We start from the raw sequence: 14247 nt of genomic DNA on the forward strand, positions 1-14247 counted from the left end.
CGGCGGCGATCAGGCGGCGAGGGCCGTGGCCAGCCGCGTCAGAGCCGAGCGCACCTCGGCGTCGCCGATGCGGGCGAAGGCGGTCGTCAGCCGGGCCAGGTCCGGATCCGGCGGCGTTCCGCCGGACGGAGGTTCGGGCAGGAAGTCCGACACCGGAGCGCCCAGCAGGGCGGCGATCCGCACCAACCGCGAGGCCGAAACCCGGTTGGTCCCCGATTCGTATTTCTGGACCTGCTGGAAGCTGAGACCCAGCCGCTGGGCCAGACCGCCCTGGGTCAGGCCGAGGGCCGCCCGACGCTGGGCGATGCGACGGCCGATGTGGGCGTCGGTCTGGTCTGGGGAACGGCTCATGGGCGTCGGCTCGCGCAGAAAGAGGCGAGCGAGACCGTTTCATGAAACGGCCCGATATGCAACGATTTCGTTTCATCGATGTCTATTCCCGGCGCGCCACGACCGCGGCGAGGCGTCTGACTCGGCGGCGGTCCAGCGTCGTCTGATGATCCAGCCCGGCCGATCCGCCGCGCAGATACAGGCGATCGGCGTCGGCGCGGTCGTACAGCCGAATCCAGCGCGTCCCGTCGTCCAGGTCGATGACGCAGCCCTGGCCGTTGCGCGGCCAACGCTCGAAGTCGAACTCCAGCGTCACGCCCGAGGCGGCCCAGGGCGCCAGATCGTCGTTGGATAGCTGAAGGGTTTCGGTCGCGGGAAGGGGCGTCGGATCGACGGGTCGCCAGTCGCGACCGCCCGACCGCACGCCGTCGGCGGCCGGCGCCGGCGCGGCCGCCTCGGCGGGGGTCAAGGAAGGCGTCAGCGACAGCGCATGGGCCAGGGTCTCCGGCGTGGCGTCCAGCGCCCCGGTCAGGCGACGTTGCACATCGGGGCGGAACAGGCCTGCGCGACGGCCGGATTCATACAGGCCCCAGCCCTGGCTGGTCATGCCGATGCGCGCTCCGGCCTCGGCCTGGCTGAGGCCCCGGTCGCGACGCAGGGCGGCCAGGGCCGCGCCCAGCCGTTCGGCCTCGGCGCGATCACGCGCCGCTTCCGGTCCGGGGTCGGCGAGCGGGGGGGACATGGGCCTATGATGGCGCGGTTCGGCTTCGGCCTCCAGCCGCCTCAGAGCACCTGTTCGACCCGGGTCACCTCGGGGACATAGTGGCGCATCATCTGTTCGACCCCCTGTTTCAGGGTGGCGGAGGACGACGGACAGCCGGCGCAGGCGCCGCGCATGCGCAGGGACAGGACGCCGGTCGCCTCGTCAAAGGCGTCGAACAGGATGTCGCCGCCGTCCTGGGCCACGGCCGGACGGATGCGGCTGTCCAGCAGGGCCTTGATTTCGGACACGATCTCGCTGTCGTCGGCGTCGGGCGCGGCGTCGGCGTCCACGCCGTCGCGCAACAGGGGCGCGCCAGAGACATAGGCGTCCATGATGGCGGCCAGAACCGGCGGCTTCAGCTCCGCCCAGTCCGGGCCGCCGCCCTGGCGGGTGACTGCGACATAGTCGGCGCCGAAGAAGACCCCGGCCACGCCCTCCAGCTCGAACAGGGCCTCGGCCAGGGGCGAGGCCGTCGCCTGGTCGATGTCGCGGAACTCGCGCGCGCCGGCCGGGGCGACGTCGCGGCCGGGCAGGAACTTCATGACGTCCGGATTGGGCGTGGGTTCGGTCTGGATGAACATGGCCGACAGATGAGGCCGACACGCCGCCGACGCAAGACGCGGGACGGCGACGGCGGCGGGCCTTGTCGCCCGGTCGATCCGCCGCCTACCCTCGCCGGGAGAACATCAGGGAGGGAGCCATGGCCCGGGACGCGCGCTATCTGGCGGTGTTCACCAGCGACAAGACCGGCCCCCGATGGGCGGCCTGGCGCGCCATGACGCCGGAACAGCAGGACGAAACCGCCGCGCGCGGCGTCGCCGCCGTCAAGGCCTGGGAAGAGGCGCACCGGGACGACATCCTCTATGTCGGCGGGCCGCTGGGGCCGACGAAGCGGATCTCGGATGCGGGTCAGGTGACCGACATGGTCAACCTGCTGACCGTCTTCATGGTGGTGAAGGCCCCCTCGCACGAGGCGGCGGTGCGGCTGTTCGACGACCACCCCCATATGTCGATCTTCGTCTGCGATGGGGTGGAGGTGATGCCGGTGCTGGGGGATTAGCGGTTAGTCGGCTTCCGGTGGCGGAACCCAATTTGGATCGGTCCGGGGATACCAGTCGGCCGCGAGGTCCAGCCATTGCGGATTGGCGTCCTCGATCAGCTTCAGCTTCCAGTCGCGCTTCCAGCCCTTGATCCGCTTTTCGCGCGCGATGGCGTCGACGACCCACGCATGGGTTTCGAACCACACCAGCTGCGTGCAGCCCTTCGTTTTCGAATGCCCCTCGAAGGCGCCGGTCTTGTGCTTCCACACCCGCGCATGAAGGTTCGACGTCATCCCCGTATAGATCGCGCCGTTCCGCCCATTGGCCATGATGTAGGTGGCGATGAAGGTGCGATGGGACGGCATATAACGACGTTACTGCGTTCTCTTCCTTTCGTCATTCCGGGCGAAGGCGCGCTTGCGCCGGAGACCCGGAACAGGGCGGCGCCGCAGCGAAGCGAAGGCGATGGGTCCAAGCGCCGCGTCCGCGACAGTTTCGCGCTCCCGCGCGCCGCCCTGTTCCGGGTCTCCCCCCGGCTTTCGCCGGGGTACGCCCGGAATGACGAAAGGGAGAGCAAGGATTTGGTTCAGACGCCGAAGGCGACCTGTTCAACCCCGATGCCGTAGCGCCGCAGCCGCGGCAGGGTCCTGCTCCCGCAGGCCGCTGGGACCCCCGGTCCGCGCGGCGAAGACGCGGCTTGCCGGAGGATGACGAAAGGCGAGAGTTTAGCTCGGCCAGCTTCTGAGCCTGATTCGGTCAGAAAGTGATCGTCAATGGACTCGCATTGATTGCGAATCGGCGTTCTAAACAACGTGCACGTTCGCCTCCCGATTCGTCGGGAGATCGTAGGGCGGCCTCTTTGACCCCTGCACGGGTCAGCTGGGCTGGCAGTCGCTATATCGCTTGCGGCATCCTCTGGAGCGGCCCGGCCGATGGCTGGGCCGCTTCGTCATCTGTATAGCCACAGCGGAATCCGCCTGTCCATCGTTCGTGCGATGTTCGCGATCTCGCCCGCAGCGCCGCTCTTGCGCCCCTCCTAATGCACCCGCGCCTTCCCGATCTCCAGTCCGTCCGCGCCCGCTGACACGGCCACCACCGAGCCGTCCTCGATCTCGCCGGCCAGCAGTTTCCTGGCCATGGGGTCGACAAGCTCCTTCTGGATCACCCGTTTCAGCGGCCGGGCGCCGTAGGCCGGGTCGTAGCCCTTGTCGGCGAGCCAGGCGGTGGCGCTGTCGTCGAGGGCGAGGGTCAGGCGGCGGTCGGCCATCAGCTTTTCGAGGCGGGCCAGCTGGATGCGGACGATGCCGCCCATCTGGTCGCGGCCCAGGCGGTGGAACAGGATGATCTCGTCGATGCGGTTCAGGAACTCGGGGCGGAAGTGGCCGCGCACCTGTTCCATGACCATGGGGCGGACGGCCTCGACGTCCTCGCCCTCGGCCTGATCCGCCAGATACTGGCTGCCCAGGTTGGAGGTCATGATGATGAGGGTGTTCTTGAAATCGACCACCCGGCCCTGGCCGTCGGTCAGACGGCCGTCGTCCAGCACCTGAAGCAGGACGTTGAAGACATCGGGGTGGGCCTTTTCCACCTCGTCGAACAGGACGACCTGATAGGGGCGACGACGCACCGCCTCGGTCAGGGCGCCGCCCTCGTCATAGCCGACATAGCCGGGAGGGGCGCCGATCAGGCGGGAGACGCTGTGCTTCTCCATATATTCCGACATGTCCATGCGGGTGATGGCGGCCTCGTCGTCGAACAGGAAGGCGGCCAGGGCCTTGGTCAGTTCGGTCTTGCCGACGCCCGTGGGGCCGAGGAACAGGAAGGAGCCCAGCGGCCGATTGGGGTCGTTCAGCCCGGCCCGGGCGCGGCGGACGGCGTCGGACACGGCCTGAAGCGCCTCGTCCTGGCCGACGACGCGGGCGCCGAGGGCGTCCTCCATGCGCAGCAGTTTCTCGCGCTCGCCCTCCAGCATCTTGTCGACCGGGACGCCGGTCCAGCGGGAGACGACGGCGGCGATCTGTTCGGCGTCGACGACCTCGGGGGTGAGGGGCGAGGCGGCGGTTTCGGCGGCCTCGGCCTCGGCCAGCTGCTTCTCGATCTGGGGGATCTGGCCGTAGGCGATCTCGGACGCGCGGCCGAGGTCGCCCTGGCGCTGGGCGGCGGCCAGTTCGGCGCGCAGGCGGTCCAGCGTCTCACGCAGCTGGGCGCCCTGGCCTACCTTGTCCTTTTCGGCCTTCCACCGGGCGGTCAGGTCGGCGGATTCGATCTCGAGATCGGAGATGTCGTCCTCGAGTTTTTCGAGGCGGCGCACGGAAGCGTCGTCCGTCTCCTTCTTCAGGGCCTCGCGCTCGATCTTCAGCTGGACCAGACGGCGGTCGATCTCGTCCAGGGCCTCAGGCTTGGAATCGACGGCCATGCGGACGCGCGAGCCGGCTTCGTCGATCAGGTCGATGGCCTTGTCGGGCAGGAAGCGGTCGGTGATGTAGCGGTTGCTCAGCGTGGCGGCGGCGACGATGGCGCTGTCGCTGATGCGGACCCCGTGGTGGACCTCGTACTTCTCCTTCAGACCGCGCAGGATGGAGACGGTGTCCTCCACCGTCGGCTCGTCGACGAAGACCGACTGGAAGCGCCGGGCCAGGGCCGGGTCCTTCTCGATATATTTGCGGTACTCATCCAGCGTCGTGGCGCCGACGCAGTGCAGTTCGCCGCGCGCCAGGGCGGGCTTGAGCAGGTTGGAGGCGTCCATGGCGCCGTCGCCCTTACCGGCGCCGACCAGGGTGTGCATCTCGTCGATGAAGAGGATGATCTGGCCCTCGGCGGCCGTGACCTCGTTGAGGACGGATTTCAGCCGCTCCTCGAACTCGCCGCGGTATTTCGCCCCGGCGATCAGGGCTCCCATGTCGAGGCCCATGACGGTCTTGTCCTTGAGGCTCTCGGGCACGTCGCCGTTGACGATGCGCAGGGCGAGGCCCTCGACGATGGCGGTCTTGCCGACGCCGGGCTCGCCGATCAGGACGGGGTTGTTCTTGGTGCGCCGGGCCAGAACCTGAATGGTGCGGCGGATCTCCTCGTCGCGGCCGATGACCGGGTCGATCTTCTGGTCGCGGGCGGCCTGGGTCAGGTCGCGGGCGTAGCGTTTCAGGGCGTCATAGCTGTCCTCGGCGCCGGCCGAGTCGGCCGTCTTGCCCTTGCGGACATCGGCCACGGCGGCGTCCAGCTTGTCGGCCGTGACGCCCGAGGATTTCAGGATTTCGGCCGCGACCCCGCCTTCGCGCGCCAGGGCGGACAGCAGGCGTTCGGTGGTGACGAAGGCGTCGCCGCTCTTCTTTGCGGCCTCCTCGGCGTTTGCGAAGACGCGGGCGGTGGCGCCGTCCAGATAGAGCTGGCCGGAGCCGCCCTCGACCTGGGCGCGCTTGCGCAGGGCGGTTTCCGCGCCCTCAGCGGCCTTTGCGGCGTCGCCGCCGGCGGTGGTGATCAGGTTGCGGGCGAGCCCGTCGCGCTCTTCCAGCAGCACCTTCAGCAGGTGTTCGGGGGCGAAATGCTGATGACGGCGGGCCAGAGCCAGGGTCTGGGCCGACTGGACCGCCTGTTTGGCGCGGTCGGAATAGAGGTCGAGATTCACTTTTGGCATCCCCTGTCAGGCGGACTGAATTCTCATAGGCGTCCTTTCTGGAAGCCACGCCTTGAGATGTCGCAAACTTGGGTGTGTCGGGCTGGCCACACAAGAGGCCGCCATCCACACAAAGACCGCGACGCGTAGGTGACGGGCGGCGTAGGTTTTGAGCGGAGGTTTCCGAATGCCCCATTCCGCCTGGCCGGTTGATCCCGGCGTGATCCTGCCGTTCCTGGTCGCCGTCAGCCTGGTCGAGTTGACGCCTGGGCCGAACATGGGATGGCTGGCGCTTGTGTCTTTGGAAAAGGGTCGACGAGCCGGATCGGCTGCGGTCGCGGGCGTGACCCTCGGGCTGACGGTATGGATGATGGCGGCCGTCTTTGGCCTGACCCAGGTGCTGATGGCCTGGCCGCCTCTGTTTCAGATTGTGCGCTGGTCGGGGGTGCTGTTCCTGCTCTGGTTAGCCTGGGAGGCATGGCGGGCCGTGCCGACGAACGTCGGCGGAGCAGAGATGAAAGAGGCGCGGTGGCGGGGGCTGTTCATGCGCGGCCTGACCGGCAATCTGTTGAACCCCAAGGCGGCGGTCTTCTACGTCGCCCTTTTGCCGACCTTCATTCGACCTGATCACGGTTCGCCGTTGCAGCAGGCGCTGGCGCTGGGAACGCTGCATCTGGCGGTGGCGGTCGTCGTCCACATGGCCATCGTCCTGGGCGCCGCCCACGCCCGCATTCTTTTGGGGGTTCGGGTTCAAGGGGCGGCGCTTCGGGCGCTGATGGTGGGCGGGCTGGTCGTCGTCGCCCTCTGGATGGCTTGGGAGACCCGGGCCTAGCGGTCGTCAGCCGCCGGTCTGGGGACCGGAGAAGTCGAACTGCGGGTCGCGCGGCTGACGCGGCGTGGCGCCGAAGGTGTAGGTCAGGCCGATGAAGGCGGCGCGCAGGCCGATGCGGACATCGGTGCGGTCGCGGAAGTTGGCGGTATCGTAGCTGATGCTGTTCTCGAACGTGTCGAAGATGTCGCGTGCGGTGAACTGCAGCGCCCATTTCGGCGTCAGGGTGCGGCGATAGCCGAGGTTGACCATGCCGCCGGAGGCGCGCGTGCCCTGGGCCAGCAGCTGGTCGCCCTGCCAGAAGCCCGACAGCTGGACGAAGTCGGCGGTCGTCGGCTGCCAGTTCAGAGCCAGGCGGCCGGAGACGATCTCGCCCTCGCGATCGGCGGCGCCGGGCAGGCCTGCGGCGTCGATCTCCTGACGATAGACATTGACCGCCGCATTGTAGCGCAGGGTCGGGTGCAGACGGCCGTTGGCGACCAGTTCAAGCCCCAGGTCGCGTCGCGCCCCCAGGTTCTCGGGCCGGGTCAGCAGGACGCCGCCGCCGATGTCGCGTTGGACGTCCGAGAAGGCGCCGGTCGTGTCGCGGTAGTAGAGCGTGGCCTGGTAGAAGCTCTGGCCCTTGCGCACCTGCCACAGGGCCTCGAAGCTGTCGGTTTCCTGCGGCGCCAGATCCGGATTGCCGGAGCGGAGGTTCAGCGGGTCCTGATAGGTGACGAAGGGGTTCAGTTGGAAAGGCTGCGGCCGCTGGATGCGACGCGAATAGCTGGCGCGCAGCAGCTGGGTCTCGGTCAGCTGATACTGGAGGTGGGTGGTCGGATAGGCCTTGAAATAGTCCTGGCTGGCCGTCGCGCCGGTCGTGGTCTGGTTGAAGTCGACATAGGCCTGTTCCAGGCGCAGGCCGAACTGGGCGGACAGTTTCGGGGTGAAGGGCTTTTCATAGGTGATGTAGCCCGCGTGAACGGTCTGTTCGGCCTCGAAGCGGTTGGTCAGGCCGGGGATGACCGTGGCGGCGCCTTCCGAAGGACCGCGCAGCAGCTGGTTGGCGACCTCGGGCCGGCGGCTGTCGAGTTCATAGCCGAGGCGCAGTCGGCCGCCGTCGGAAAGCGGCCGGACATAGGCGCTGGTCAGGCCGAGGATGGTGAAATCAACCTCTCCTGTCGTGCCTTCGAACGACGCGGGGCCTGCAGGCAGGGTCGGGGTCACCAGGGCGCGAGTGACGTTGTCGTTCGAACCGCGATCGACGCGCAATTCGTTTGACCATTCATGGCCCTGGTCGTCGAACCGGCGCAGCAGGCGCGCGGTGACGCCCAGCCCCCGGTTCTCGTACAAGCCTGAGCCGTCGCGGCGATAGGCCCCGACGCGGGCTCCGCTGGCGTCATAGCTGTCGAACAGCTCGATGGCATCGCCGTGGTAGTCAAACGCGTTGCCGCGCAGTTCACCCGTCAGGATGGTCTTGTCGTCCAGCTTGTATTCGGCGGTCACCCGACCGTTGACGCCCTCGGACACGGCCGGGTCGATGGTGCGGAGCTGGTTGACGCCCCCCGTGACCGCGCCGGTGGTCGGATTGAGGAATTCGCGGAAGGTGTCGATCTCTTGGACGATGGTGTCGTGGCGCACGCCCAGGTCGCCCGACAGGGTCAGCCTGTCCTTCTGCCAGGAGCCGCTGACGCCGGCGTTCCACTTGTCGCCCGTGCCGACGTTGACCCGCACCGACCCGGTGTAGGTCTGGCCGGGGCGCGGCGCGGTCGGCTTGGTGATCAGGTTGATGACACCGCCCGAGCCCTCGGGCGAATAGGCGGCGGACGGATTGGTCATGACCTCGATGCGGGCGTACTGGTCCGCCGGCAGTTGCAGGATGGCCTGGCCGCGGCCCTCGCCCTGCAGCATGCCGGACGGACGGCCGTCGACCAGGATGGTGACATTGCCGTCGCCGCGCAGGGTGACGTTGCCCTGAGGGTCGACATCGACCGAGGGCACGTTGCGCAGGGCGTCGGCCAGCGAACCCGTACGGGCCTGGAGGTCGTTGGCCAGGTTGTAGGAGACCGAGTCGATCGAGGTCCTGACCTCCTGGACGCGACCGGTCACGACGACATCGCCGACGGTGGCGGGCTGCTGATCCTCGGCGGGCGGCGTCTGGGGAGCCGGCGTCTGGGTCTGGGCCGGAGCGGGGGTCTGGGGCGGCGAAGCTGGAGGGGTCTGGGCCCAGGCGGTTCCCGCGGTCGTCGCGGTGAGCGCAGCGCCGAGGAGGAGGGCGATTTTGGAGGACGTCATGGCGTCGCGGATCCTGGAGGTCGAAGAGGGCTTGCGGGCGTCATAGGCGCGCCCGTCAAGTCTCCTTGACTATCAGCGGCGCCTCGCAACTTCGAGTTACATCTTCTTCATGTCATTACCGATCGGTCATGATCGACCTCGGCACGATGCGCGTAAGGGCTGTATCGTGCGTTGCGAGGAGCGGTGACGCAGGCCCATGCCCGGCGTAGAAGTCCTGATCGAGGCGCTGGGCGGGTTTGCAATCGCATTCGGACCGATCTCGCTCTAGCGTCGCCGCAAGCTTCCGGAGACCGTTCGTGACCGTTCTTTCCCGCCGCGCCGCCCTCGCCGGCCTCGCTCCGTTCGGCGTCGCCGCCTTCCTGCCCGGCACCGCCGCCCACGCCTGGGCCCAGACGCCGGGCGGGACGACGCCGGTCGACGCCGATCTGGCCGAGGCCGCCGACGCCTATGTGAAGGCCGCCATGGCCGCCTGGCCGGACCAGCCGGCGGTGGGGATCGCCATTGTGCGCGGCGGGCGTGACGTCCTGATCAAGGGCTATGGCGTCAGGAAGATGGGCGCCGCCGACCCGGCCGACGCGCGCACCTTGTTCGCCATCGCGTCCAACACCAAGAACGTCACCGCCGCCGCCCTGGCCATTCTGGTCGACGAGGGCAGGGTGAAGTGGGACGAACCGGTGAAGACCTATCTGCCGGGGTTCCGCCTGTCGGATCCGTTCGTCGGCGAGCGGATCACGGTGCGCGATACGCTGAGCCACCGCGCAGGGTTCGGCCTGGGGGCGGGCGATCTGCTGTTCTGGCCCAACTCGGATCGGACGCGGGCCGAGATTCTGGCGGCGGTTCCGCATGTGCCGATCGAGGACGGGTTCCGGGCAGCCTATCACTATTGCAACCTGATGTTCGTGGTCGCCGGGGCGGTGATCGAGGCGGTCTCGGGCCAGACCTGGGAATCCTTCGTCCAGACCCGCATCCTGGACAAGGTCGGCATGACAGAGACCGCGCCCCTGATGGGCGGCGCCGAGCCGGCGAAGTCGGCCCTGCCGCACGGGCGGGTCGGGCCGCCGCTGCGCTATCAGGGGCCGATGACCCTGTTGAGCGACAGCATCGTCGGCATCTGGGACTGGCAGGCGGCGGCCGCTGCGGGCGGTTTCTGCTCCACGCCCGCCGACTGGGCCAAATGGATGAAGCTGCGCCTGGCCATGGGGCGGCTGCCGGACGGGTCGCGCCTGTTCTCCGAGGCGGCGGCGCGCGAGATGTGGCGGCCCAACATCATCAGCGGCTCCTCGCCGGGGCCGACGGCGGAATTGCCTGGCCGGGCCATCGCCACGACCTACGCCATGGGGTTCGCGGTTCAGGACTATCGCGGCGAGCGGATGATCAGCCACGGCGGCGGATCGCCGGGCGGCATCTCGGCGACCATACTGATCCCCGGCCGTGACGCGGGAATCGCGATCTTCACCAACGCCGAGGAGAGCCTGCTGCTGCGTGCGCTCAGGTCTGGCCTGACCGACATAGTACTGGGCAAGACTGGCTTCGACTGGATCGCCGATTCCAAGCGGATCGAGACGGAAGGAACGGCGCGGTCTCTGGCCGCCGCCGCCGAGATCGACGCCAGACAGAAGGCGGGCGCCGCCCCGGCCCATCCGCTGGAAGCCTATGCCGGAACCTGGCGCGACCCCTGGTATGGCGACATCGTCATCGAGACACGCACCACCGGCCGGGGACGTAACCGCAAGACCGGCCTGTGGCTGGCGTTCAGCCGCACCCCGGCGCTGAAGGGGCCGCTGGAGCCCTATGACGGGGAGACGATGCGGACCCGTTTCCCCGACACGCGCGAGGAAGACCTGTTCATCACCTTCGACCTCACGGCGGACGGCGCGGCTGTGGCGACGATGAAGGGGGTCAGTCCCGACATCGACTTCAGCTACGACTATCAGGACCTGAGGCTGACGCGGGTATGAGCGCGCGGCGTCAGCCGGCGCGACGTTTCCGAACGTGACCTTTGGCGCGGGCGTGGCTAAAGCCTGAACGCATGAACGATACGCCCAAGAAAGGCTGGTTCCAGCGGCTGAGCGACGGCCTGTCGCGCTCCTCGAAGCAGATGACCGACCAGGTCGTCTCGACCTTCGTCAAGGAGCCTTTGGGCGAAGAGGCGCTGGAGCGGCTGGAGGAGCATCTGCTGGAAAGCGATCTGGGTCCGGCCGCGACGGACCGGATCGTGGAGCGGTTCCGCGAGCTGAGATTCGGCAAGGGGGCGTCCGAGATCGAGGTCAAGGAGGCCCTGGCCGAGGCCGTGGCCGCCGAACTGGTCCATCGCCAGGCGACCTTCGATCCGCTGGGGACCGAGGGGGTGGCCGGGGGGATCAAGCCCTTCGTCGTCCTGTTCGTCGGGGTCAACGGATCGGGCAAGACCACGACCCTGGGCAAGATCGCCGCCGATCTGACCGGCAAGGGCGCCAAGGTCATGATCGTGGCCGCCGACACCTTCCGCGCCGCCGCCCGCGAGCAGCTGAAGGTCTGGGCGGAGCGGGCCGGGGCGCATTTCGAGAGCCGGAAAGACGGCGCCGACGCGGCCGGTCTGGCCTTCGACGCCTATCAGAAGGCGCGGACCGAGGGATTCGACGTCGTGCTGATCGACACGGCCGGACGGTTGCAGAACAAGTCGGCCCTGATGGACGAGCTGCTGAAGATCGTGCGGGTGCTGAAGAAGATCGATCCGGATGCGCCGCACGAAACCCTGCTGGTGCTGGACGCCACGGTCGGCCGCAACGCCCTGGAGCAGGAGCGGATCTTCGGCCGGACCGCCTTCGTCACCGGGGTGGTGATGACCAAGCTGGACGGCACGGCGCGCGGCGGCGTCCTGGTGCCTGTGGCCCAGGCGTCGGATGCGCCGCTGAAGCTGATCGGGGTGGGCGAAGGGGTCGAGGACCTGCAGCCGTTCGACGCCCGCGCCTTTTCGCGCTCTCTCGTCGGACTGGAGGATTGACCATGACCGAGGACGAGACCCCCGCCGCCGGTCGGCGCAACACCAACATCCGCCAGGCCGTGGATTTCGGCGCCCTGGTCGCCTTTCTGGTCGGCTATGTGATCAACCGCTTCATCCGGGGTCTGGACGGTCAGGAGGCCCTGGTCCAGGCGACCTGGGTGCTGGTGGGCGCGTCGCTGCTGGCCCTGATCGTCGGCTATGTGGTCGAGAAACGCGTGGCGCCCCTGCCCCTGCTGACCGGAGGGTTTGCCCTGCTGTTCGGTGTCCTGACCCTGGTGTTCCACGATCCGCGCCTGCTGCAGATCAAGATCACGGTGCAGAACGCGCTTCTGGCCGCTGTGCTGCTGGGGTCGCTGCCGCTGGGCCGCTATCCGTTCAAATATCTGCTGGGCGAGGCGATCAGGATCACCGATCGGGGGTGGCGCGGCCTGACCCTGCGCTACGGCCTGTATTTCGCCGGGGTGGCGGTGCTGAACGAACTGGTGCGCAACCCGGATGTCGTTCAGACGACGCTCGCGGCGCTGAACCGGCCGCCGGCCGATCCCTATGACGTCTGGATGAGCTTCCGGGGCGGACTGTGGATGGCCTCGGCCGCCTTCGGAATCTGGCAGGTCTTCTTCATCATGAAGCACCTGATCAAGGATGAGGCGGAGGAGCCGGCGCCGGTCTCGCCCGACACCGGGCTTTAGCGGCCAAGTCGCCCGTCACAGGCCGAGCAGGGCCCTGATTTTCGCCCGGACCTCGGCCAGGGCGGTGGTGGAGGCCTTGCCCTTGCGGACGGCGTTTCGCGCCCGCCAGTCCAGACTCTTGACCTGATCGGCCAGCACGGCGCTCGGCGGCCGCTCGCTGACGATGACCTCGAAAGGATATCCCTTGATACGCGAGGTCATCGGGCAGCAGATCATCATGCCCCTGGCCTGGTTGTATCGCGCCGGCGACAGCACCAGCGCCGGACGATGACCGGCCTGCTCGTGTCCGGCCTGCGGATCGAACTCGAGCCAGACGATGTCCCCGCTGTCGGGAATGTAGCGGCTCACCATGCCTCGTCGCCGACGGGGCCGCCGAACTCGACGTCGTCGGGAAAGGTTTCGGGCGTCATCTGGGTCAGAAGATCGTCGAGATCGTAGCTTGGCCCGGTCACCGGCTCGATGATGACCCGGCCGCCTTCCTCCCGCACGTCCACCGCCTGATCCAGGCGCAAGGACGCCGCCGCCATCACCGAGGCGGGGATACGCACCGAGGCGCTATTGCCCCACTTCTTGACCTGAACACGCATGATGGGTCTCGTGTATCGACATCCGTAATACATGCGCCGGGGGCGCCGCCCTGTAAAGGAGGCGGCGCTAATTTCGCGACCGACCACCATCGTCTCGAGAGTCCGGCCGGCCCGACCGGGACCGCGAAATGCAAAAAGGCCCGATCCGAAGACCGGGCCCTTTAGGACTTCAGCTGGAGCGGGCGAGGCGATTCGAACGCCCGACCCTCACCTTGGCAAGGTGATGCTCTACCCCTGAGCTACGCCCGCGCTTCAGCTGAGGGCGGGCGTATAGCGGACGCGCTCGACATCCCGCAAGCCCCCTTTTCAAATTATCTCGGCGCGAGGCGGATGGCGCCGTCCAGGCGGATGCATTCGCCGTTGATGTAGACGTTGCGGGCCAGCTCCAGCACCAGGGAGGCGTAGTCGGCCGGCATGCCCAGGCGGCTGGGGAAGGGGATGGCGGCGGCCAGGCTGTCCTGAACCTTCTGGTCCATGCCGGCCATCATCGGCGTCCACATGATGCCGGGCAGGATGGTGTTCACCCGCACCCCCTCCTGCGCCAGGTCGCGGGCGATCGGCAGGGTCATGGCGTAGACCCCGCCCTTGGACGCCGAATAGGCGGCCTGGCCGATCTGGCCGTCCTGGGCGGCCACGGAGGCGGTGTTGACCACCAGGCCGCGCTCGCCGTCGGCCATGGGGTCCAGGGTGACCATGCCGAGCGCCGATTGCGACAGGACGCGGAAGGTGCCGAACAGGTTGATGCGGACGGTGCGTTCGAACGACGCCATGTCGTGGGCGCGGATCTCGCCGGTGTCCTTCTTGCGCGAGACGGTCTTCTGGCCGGTGGCGATGCCGGCGCAGTTGACGGTCAGACGTTCCTGGCCGTGGGCGGCCCGGGCCTTGGCGAAGGCGGCGGCGACCTGATCGTCATCGGTGACGTCGACCTTGCAGAAGACGCCTCCGATCTCGGCGGCGACGGCCTGGCCCTTTTCCTCGTTCATGTCGAACAGGGCGACCCTGGCGCCGGTGGCGGCGATGGCCCGCGCGGTTCCCTCGCCGAGGCCCGAGGCCCCCCCGGTGACGACCGCGGCGATCGAGCTGTCGAGTTTCATGGAGACTTCCCTATATTGAAGGCCGGTTTGCCGATGGCGAAGGGTTTA

Annotated in this window: 14 protein-coding genes and 1 tRNA gene; 5 read left to right on the top strand and 10 right to left on the bottom strand. The window is 68.2% G+C overall.

Going from position 1 to position 14247, the window contains the following annotated elements:
- Nucleotides 1-9: 9 nt before the first annotated feature.
- The 3 genes from ACO2Q1_RS06410 to ACO2Q1_RS06420 all read right to left on the bottom strand — a co-directional run bounded on the left by ACO2Q1_RS06410 (nt 10) and on the right by ACO2Q1_RS06420 (nt 1674).
- Nucleotides 10-351, bottom strand: a complete 342-nt coding sequence (locus ACO2Q1_RS06410) for a helix-turn-helix domain-containing protein (protein WP_423328709.1) — start codon at nt 349-351, stop codon at nt 10-12.
- An 82-nt stretch (nt 352-433) separates the two neighbouring features.
- On the bottom strand, nt 434-1072 hold the full coding sequence (locus ACO2Q1_RS06415) for a helix-turn-helix domain-containing protein (protein ID WP_423328710.1): 639 nt from the start codon (nt 1070-1072) through the stop codon (nt 434-436).
- Nucleotides 1073-1113: 41 nt separating this feature from the next.
- Nucleotides 1114-1674, bottom strand: coding sequence for a NifU family protein (locus ACO2Q1_RS06420; RefSeq protein WP_423328711.1), 561 nt, complete (start codon nt 1672-1674; stop codon nt 1114-1116).
- Between the two features lie 119 nt (nt 1675-1793).
- Here ACO2Q1_RS06420 and ACO2Q1_RS06425 point away from each other — a divergent pair, with 119 nt between their 5' ends.
- Nucleotides 1794-2153: a hypothetical protein gene (locus ACO2Q1_RS06425; protein ID WP_423328712.1), complete on the top strand. Its 360-nt coding sequence runs from the start codon at nt 1794-1796 to the stop codon at nt 2151-2153.
- 3 nt (nt 2154-2156) lie between these two features.
- On the opposite strand, the gene ACO2Q1_RS06430 is transcribed toward ACO2Q1_RS06425, so the two are convergent.
- A complete protein-coding gene (locus ACO2Q1_RS06430) occupies nt 2157-2498 on the bottom strand; it encodes a GIY-YIG nuclease family protein (RefSeq protein WP_423328713.1) in 342 nt (113 codons plus the stop codon).
- 671 nt (nt 2499-3169) lie between these two features.
- Nucleotides 3170-5755 carry an ATP-dependent chaperone ClpB gene (gene clpB, locus ACO2Q1_RS06435; RefSeq protein ID WP_423328714.1) on the bottom strand — a complete coding sequence of 862 codons (2586 nt, stop codon included), beginning with the start codon at nt 5753-5755 and terminating at the stop codon, nt 3170-3172.
- A gap of 175 nt (nt 5756-5930) precedes the next feature.
- On the opposite strand from clpB, the gene ACO2Q1_RS06440 reads away from it, so the two are divergent.
- Complete coding sequence (locus tag ACO2Q1_RS06440) at nt 5931-6575, top strand: LysE family translocator (protein ID WP_423328715.1); 645 nt, start codon at nt 5931-5933, stop codon at nt 6573-6575.
- A gap of 6 nt (nt 6576-6581) precedes the next feature.
- Here the strand turns inward: ACO2Q1_RS06440 and ACO2Q1_RS06445 are convergent, their stop codons facing one another.
- Nucleotides 6582-8846: a TonB-dependent receptor domain-containing protein gene (locus ACO2Q1_RS06445; protein WP_423328716.1), complete on the bottom strand. Its 2265-nt coding sequence runs from the start codon at nt 8844-8846 to the stop codon at nt 6582-6584.
- 296 nt (nt 8847-9142) lie between these two features.
- Between ACO2Q1_RS06445 and ACO2Q1_RS06450 the strand changes: the two genes are divergently transcribed.
- The 3 genes from ACO2Q1_RS06450 to ACO2Q1_RS06460 all read left to right on the top strand — a co-directional run bounded on the left by ACO2Q1_RS06450 (nt 9143) and on the right by ACO2Q1_RS06460 (nt 12518).
- Nucleotides 9143-10804 (top strand): serine hydrolase, encoded by a 1662-nt coding sequence (locus tag ACO2Q1_RS06450; protein ID WP_423328717.1) that lies wholly within the window; start codon nt 9143-9145, stop codon nt 10802-10804.
- Between the two features lie 71 nt (nt 10805-10875).
- The gene (gene ftsY / locus ACO2Q1_RS06455; protein WP_423328718.1) at nt 10876-11829 is read left to right on the top strand and encodes a signal recognition particle-docking protein FtsY; all 954 of its coding nucleotides are present in this window, start codon (nt 10876-10878) and stop codon (nt 11827-11829) included.
- Between the two features lie 2 nt (nt 11830-11831).
- Nucleotides 11832-12518 carry an inner membrane-spanning protein YciB gene (locus ACO2Q1_RS06460; protein ID WP_423328719.1) on the top strand — a complete coding sequence of 229 codons (687 nt, stop codon included), beginning with the start codon at nt 11832-11834 and terminating at the stop codon, nt 12516-12518.
- Between the two features lie 15 nt (nt 12519-12533).
- Here ACO2Q1_RS06460 and mazF read toward each other — a convergent pair whose 3' ends face one another.
- The 4 genes from mazF to ACO2Q1_RS06480 all read right to left on the bottom strand — a co-directional run bounded on the left by mazF (nt 12534) and on the right by ACO2Q1_RS06480 (nt 14199).
- Nucleotides 12534-12869, bottom strand: coding sequence for an endoribonuclease MazF (mazF, locus tag ACO2Q1_RS06465; protein WP_423328720.1), 336 nt, complete (start codon nt 12867-12869; stop codon nt 12534-12536).
- Complete coding sequence (locus ACO2Q1_RS06470; RefSeq protein ID WP_423328721.1) at nt 12863-13105, bottom strand: AbrB/MazE/SpoVT family DNA-binding domain-containing protein; 243 nt, start codon at nt 13103-13105, stop codon at nt 12863-12865. The genes mazF and ACO2Q1_RS06470 overlap by 7 nt, the downstream gene beginning before the upstream one ends.
- 174 nt (nt 13106-13279) lie before the next feature.
- Nucleotides 13280-13354: transfer RNA gene (locus tag ACO2Q1_RS06475), tRNA-Gly, on the bottom strand.
- 62 nt (nt 13355-13416) lie between these two features.
- The gene (locus ACO2Q1_RS06480) at nt 13417-14199 is read right to left on the bottom strand and encodes an SDR family NAD(P)-dependent oxidoreductase (protein WP_423328722.1); all 783 of its coding nucleotides are present in this window, start codon (nt 14197-14199) and stop codon (nt 13417-13419) included.
- Nucleotides 14200-14247 lie beyond the last annotated feature (48 nt).

It is taken from the genome of Brevundimonas sp. VNH65 (assembly GCF_049445955.1).
Classification (GTDB): Bacteria; Pseudomonadota; Alphaproteobacteria; order Caulobacterales; family Caulobacteraceae; genus Brevundimonas.

Coding starts and splice junctions, on each gene's coding strand:
- ACO2Q1_RS06410 (WP_423328709.1), bottom strand. CDS start 351: ATGAGCCGTTCCCCAGACCAGACCGACGCCCACATCGGCCGTCGCATC.
- ACO2Q1_RS06415 (WP_423328710.1), bottom strand. CDS start 1,072: ATGTCCCCCCCGCTCGCCGACCCCGGACCGGAAGCGGCGCGTGATCGC.
- ACO2Q1_RS06420 (WP_423328711.1), bottom strand. CDS start 1,674: ATGTTCATCCAGACCGAACCCACGCCCAATCCGGACGTCATGAAGTTC.
- ACO2Q1_RS06425 (WP_423328712.1), top strand. CDS start 1,794: ATGGCCCGGGACGCGCGCTATCTGGCGGTGTTCACCAGCGACAAGACC.
- ACO2Q1_RS06430 (WP_423328713.1), bottom strand. CDS start 2,498: ATGCCGTCCCATCGCACCTTCATCGCCACCTACATCATGGCCAATGGG.
- ACO2Q1_RS06440 (WP_423328715.1), top strand. CDS start 5,931: ATGCCCCATTCCGCCTGGCCGGTTGATCCCGGCGTGATCCTGCCGTTC.
- ACO2Q1_RS06445 (WP_423328716.1), bottom strand. CDS start 8,846: ATGACGTCCTCCAAAATCGCCCTCCTCCTCGGCGCTGCGCTCACCGCG.
- ftsY (WP_423328718.1), top strand. CDS start 10,876: ATGAACGATACGCCCAAGAAAGGCTGGTTCCAGCGGCTGAGCGACGGC.
- ACO2Q1_RS06460 (WP_423328719.1), top strand. CDS start 11,832: ATGACCGAGGACGAGACCCCCGCCGCCGGTCGGCGCAACACCAACATC.
- mazF (WP_423328720.1), bottom strand. CDS start 12,869: ATGGTGAGCCGCTACATTCCCGACAGCGGGGACATCGTCTGGCTCGAG.
- ACO2Q1_RS06470 (WP_423328721.1), bottom strand. CDS start 13,105: ATGCGTGTTCAGGTCAAGAAGTGGGGCAATAGCGCCTCGGTGCGTATC.
- ACO2Q1_RS06480 (WP_423328722.1), bottom strand. CDS start 14,199: ATGAAACTCGACAGCTCGATCGCCGCGGTCGTCACCGGGGGGGCCTCG.